Source organism: Synechococcus sp. R6-10 (assembly GCF_047461815.1).
In the GTDB taxonomy this organism is placed as follows: domain Bacteria; phylum Cyanobacteriota; class Cyanobacteriia; order Thermostichales; family Thermostichaceae; genus Thermostichus.
The window spans coordinates 1-4,294 of sequence record NZ_JANSHW010000674.1 but is presented as its reverse complement, the minus strand read 5'-3'; the positions used below and the strand labels follow the sequence as shown (position 1 = coordinate 4,294).

Sequence of the window (4,294 nt, the reverse complement as noted above, 5' to 3'; positions counted from 1 at the left end):
GCGGCGGGGGGATGCCAACGATGAAACGGGTGCTGCTGCTGGTGCTGTGTTTGCTGTGGCTCGGGGTGTGGGGCGGCCAGCCGGCCGTGGCTCTGTCGCGGGCCAAAGACAATCCGGTGGTGAGCGTGCAATCCCCAGCCAAGGACTTCATCACCACCGAGTCGGGATTGCAATACTACGACATCACTCAAGGCAGTGGGCCTTCCCCTCAGCCGGGGCAAACGGTGGTGGTCAACTACGTGGGCAAGCTACAGGATGGCACCATCTTCGATAGCTCCTACAAGCGCAATCAGCCTTTTATCTTCACCTACGGAGTAGGGCAGGTGATCCGTGGCTGGGAGGAAGGGCTGGCCACCATGCGAGTGGGGGGCAAGCGGTACTTGCGCATTCCGCCGGAGTTGGCCTATGGCAGCCGCGGCGCCGGCGGGGTGATCCCCCCCAACGCCACCCTGGACTTTGAAGTGGAACTCCTGGCCATCCAGTAGATTCAGATCTTGCAGAGACCGAATATCCAAGCGGCATTGGGCTTGTGCAGGAACTCCCTTCCCCGGAACTGTCTTCTTCTTGGCGGCCCAGTTCTCTGGCAGCAGATCCTGCCCTAGAAAAAGCTCGCCTGCGCCAGCACTTTCGCCAGGTGCGGCAGGGGTTGGACAGATCCCTTATCAGCCAGAAGATCGTGGCTCATTTGGCCTCTTGCCCCCAACTTTTGGCCGCCAAAACCATCCTGGCCTATGTGGCCTTCGGCTCCGAGGTGGACTTGGGATCCCTGTTTGCCCTTTTTCCAGAGAAGCAGTGGGGGATCCCCCGTTGTCTGCCGCGGCGGCAAATGCAGTGGCACCGCTACCAGCCGGCTGAGCTTGTCCCCAACTGCTGGGGCTTGCTGGAGCCTTCTCCCGGCAGCACAGTTATCGACCCTGGCAAGGCGGATTTGATCCTGGTGCCCGCCCTGGCCTGCGATCGGTGGGGAAGGCGTTTGGGCTATGGCGGCGGCTATTACGACCGCTTTTTGGCCGCTTTGCCGGATCCCAGTGTGCCCAAGTGGGGCATCCTCCCCCAAGCCTGCTTGCTGGAGCAGCCCCTGCCTCAGGATCCTTGGGATCAGCGCCTGGATGGGATCCAAACCGAGGAGAGGTTCTACGAGACGGGGATCCCCTAGACTAAAGAGGGTGGGCCTTGGAGGAAAAACGATGAGCCAAGTTTGGAAGCCGGCGCAGTGGCTAACCCAAAAGCTGCGTCTTGTCTGCATGAGCTTTGGCTGTGTGGCATTGGCGGTGCTCTTGATGGGCTTTGGGGCGATCCCCCTGCAACTGAAGGATCTCCACGTCACCCCCTGTCCCGATACCCCCGAATACACCAACCTGGTGACCAGCAACGGCAACCCCATACCGGCCAGGTGCCTGTTCGTCGAAGGCACAGTGGTCAACCGCTCCAAAAATACCCTGCTGAACGCGGATGTCTTCGGTCGGCTTTACGATGCCAACGGCAACGAGGTTCTGCCGGAGCGTACCCGCCTGGGGGCCATTGCAGAAGTTCCTCCCGGCGAGAGCCCTTTTTCAATTCGCATCTCGGTGCCCATAACCAGCCCCCTGCCCCTCACCCTGGAGCAATTCAAGGCCAGCGGCTTCAGCGGTACCGTGCGCCGATGAGGTCCAAAGCTGGCGGCTGAACTCCACCTGGGTGGGGCGCTCAGGCAAATGGAGCTGGGCAACCACAGGCGGGGTTTGGGCGATCAGCCGGCCCCGGCGGAAGACATACAGGCAAGCTGGTTTCAGGCGAATGGCTTCGACGGCATCGGCGGCCTGGAGCACCACCAGATCGGCGTAGCAGCCGGGTTCTAGGCCGTAGCCTTCCAACCCCAGAATGCGGGCCGGGTTTTCTGTTACCGCCAAAAAACACTGGCGCATCTGCTCATAGCCTGTCAGGTGGGCGGCGTGGATGGCCATGTGGGCCACCTCCAGCATGTTGCCGCTGCCCAAAGGGTACCAGGGATCCATCACACAGTCATGACCAAAGGCCACCGTCAAGCCTGCGGCCATCAGCTCGGGCACCCGGGTCAGCCCCCGCCGCTTGGGGTAGGTGTCGTGGCGCCCCTGCAGCACTAGGTTTACCAGCGGGTTGGCAACCACCCCCAGCTCCGCCTCGGCCATTAGAGGAATTAACTTGCTCACGTAGGCGTTGTCCATCGAGTGCATCGAGGTTAGGTGGGATCCGGCTACCCGCCCCTGCAAGCCCAGCCGCAGCGTTTCGTAGGCCAAGGTTTCCACATGGCGCGAAAGCGGATCGTCCGTCTCGTCGCAGTGCAGATCCACCCGCAGGCCGCGCGCCGCAGCAATCTCGCACAGGGCCCGCACCGAAGCTGCTCCCTCGGCCATCGTCCGCTCGAAGTGGGGGATCCCGCCCACCACCTCCACCCCCAAATCCAGAGCCTTCTCCAGGAGCTGCACCGCCCCTGGCGAGCGATAGTAGCCATCCTGAGGAAAGGCCACCAGTTGCAAATCCAAGTAGGGAGCCACTTTTTGCTTGACTTCCAGCAGCGCCCGCACCGCCAACAGGTTGGGATCGCACACATCCACATGAGTGCGGATGGCCAGGATCCCACGAGCCACCGCCCAGTCGCAATAGGTCAAGGCCCGCTCCATCACCGCCTCGGGGGTCAACAGCGGCTTCAACTCCCCCCAGAGGGCGATCCCTTCTAGCAAGGTGCCCGACTGGTTGACGCGCGGGATCCCATAGGTGAGGGTGGCATCCATGTGAAAGTGGGCATCCACGAAGGGGGGCGACACCAAGCGGTTGCTGACATCAATTTCTTGGGGGGCAGTGGCTTGCAAGTTGTTTTCCAGAGCCACAATGCGATCCCCCTGGATACCGATATCGATTCCCTTGCGGCCATCCGGCAAGTTGGCCCGGCGCAAAATGAGATCCATATGTTGTGGCTATTTGTTTGAACTTAGGATGGAAAGAAGCAACTACAGTTGACTGAATGATAGGCCAAATCAGATAAAGATGTCTTAAATTACCTCAAAGCCCGAATTTAGGAAACCAGTTAATTGGGTTATTGCTCACTTTATAAAAGAGGGCTGTAGTCCCCAACAGCATCCGGTTGTGCAAGATATCAACCAAGTAGTCAGAGGGATAATCTATCGAGAGCTGATTTGAGAGGACTTGGCCCTTACATCCATTCCAACCGTCAGCGAAACTTCGTTGTCCATTACAAACAAGCTCCTTCTCAAAAAATTGTATTTCAGGATGCATATTTTCAGGGATCTCCCCCTTAGGATAAGCCGAGCAGTAACCCGATCTCGAAGTAACCTCAACAGAAGCAACTATGGCACGTTTAGAACTCTCCCGGCGGGACTTCTGCCTGCGTTCTGGGGCTTTTGTGGCTGGCCTGATGGGGAGCCGCTGGTTGGTTCGCGATGCCACGGTGGCCCAAGGAACCAAGCTGAAAGTGGCCGGGGTTTATACGGTTCCCATTGAGCAGCAGTGGGTAAGCCGGATCCATAAAGCCTTGATGACCGCCCAGGAGCGGGGGGATATTGACTATACCTGGTCGGAGTCAGTTTCCAACACCGACTACCCACGGGTGCTGCGTCAGTATGCCGAGAGCGGCGTCCAACTGCTGGTGGGTGAGGTCTTCGGGGTGGAGCGGGAAGCGCGGGAAGTAGCCAAAGACTATCCCAAGGTCAGCTTTTTGATGGGATCCAGCCTCAAGCCGGATCCTGCCCTGAGCAATTTTGCCGTGTTTGACAACTACATCCACGAGCCTTCCTAAGCGGTGGCGACCCAGAACTTCTTGATATTCTCTGTGTCTCTTGTGATACACCTCAGCCACTACCTCACCAGAGGGAGAACCACGTTATCAATCCAAAGCACCGCTGGAAAAAAGTTGGCCACCTGCCTTGGGAGGATATCAACAGTTGGCTAGACAACCCTGAGAATCTCTGGGGCACTGGCGAGAGCAGCTATGCTGGGTGGAACAACCGGTTAAGTGTCGGGCGAGAAAGCGGAGTTTCTCTTTACCTTGTACCGGTCGAGCATTTGCGTCTGTTGGTTGGTTACAAGGCACCAGGACACCCGAATTCTAAGCGTAGAGTACGCGGCGAGTTTGTATACAAGGGAGTAAAATACTGCATGGATGTTACCGATCCTGTGATTGAACGGGATTTCCTAATGGGCGAAGACGGTCAATATGACATCCCCGATCCGGTGCTGTGTGTTAGCCTTAGCGATCCCTACTTGGGCTATTACTACAAGCTGATAGCGGCTATTCTCTACTCAGGTCGACTCATATGAA

The 4,294-nt window shown here is 58.2% G+C and carries 6 protein-coding genes; 5 read left to right on the top strand and 1 reads right to left on the bottom strand.

Annotated elements, in window-relative coordinates; genetic code table 11:
- The first annotated feature begins 11 nt into the window (after positions 1–11).
- The 3 genes from NW837_RS15230 to NW837_RS15220 are packed head-to-tail and all read left to right on the top strand — an operon-like array spanning position 12 to position 1,646.
- Positions 12–485: an FKBP-type peptidyl-prolyl cis-trans isomerase gene (locus NW837_RS15230; RefSeq protein WP_414332480.1), complete on the top strand. Its 474-nt coding sequence runs from the start codon at positions 12–14 to the stop codon at positions 483–485.
- 44 nt (positions 486–529) lie between these two features.
- On the top strand, positions 530–1,156 hold the full coding sequence (locus NW837_RS15225; protein ID WP_414332476.1) for a 5-formyltetrahydrofolate cyclo-ligase: 627 nt from the start codon (positions 530–532) through the stop codon (positions 1,154–1,156).
- A 31-nt stretch (positions 1,157–1,187) separates the two neighbouring features.
- Complete coding sequence (locus tag NW837_RS15220) at positions 1,188–1,646, top strand: FxLYD domain-containing protein (protein WP_414332474.1); 459 nt, start codon at positions 1,188–1,190, stop codon at positions 1,644–1,646.
- Here the strand turns inward: NW837_RS15220 and NW837_RS15215 are convergent.
- On the bottom strand, positions 1,554–2,924 hold the full coding sequence (locus tag NW837_RS15215; RefSeq protein WP_414332472.1) for an amidohydrolase family protein: 1,371 nt from the start codon (positions 2,922–2,924) through the stop codon (positions 1,554–1,556). The genes NW837_RS15220 and NW837_RS15215 overlap by 93 nt on opposite strands.
- A 401-nt stretch (positions 2,925–3,325) precedes the next feature.
- Between NW837_RS15215 and NW837_RS15210 the strand changes: the two genes are divergently transcribed.
- Together NW837_RS15210 and NW837_RS15205 are read left to right on the top strand one after the other, a co-directional pair.
- On the top strand, positions 3,326–3,772 hold the full coding sequence (locus NW837_RS15210; RefSeq protein ID WP_414332470.1) for a hypothetical protein: 447 nt from the start codon (positions 3,326–3,328) through the stop codon (positions 3,770–3,772).
- Between the two features lie 26 nt (positions 3,773–3,798).
- Positions 3,799–4,293 carry a dual OB domain-containing protein gene (locus tag NW837_RS15205; protein ID WP_414332478.1) on the top strand — a complete coding sequence of 165 codons (495 nt, stop codon included), beginning with the start codon at positions 3,799–3,801 and terminating at the stop codon, positions 4,291–4,293.
- Position 4,294: the final 1 nt, after the last annotated feature.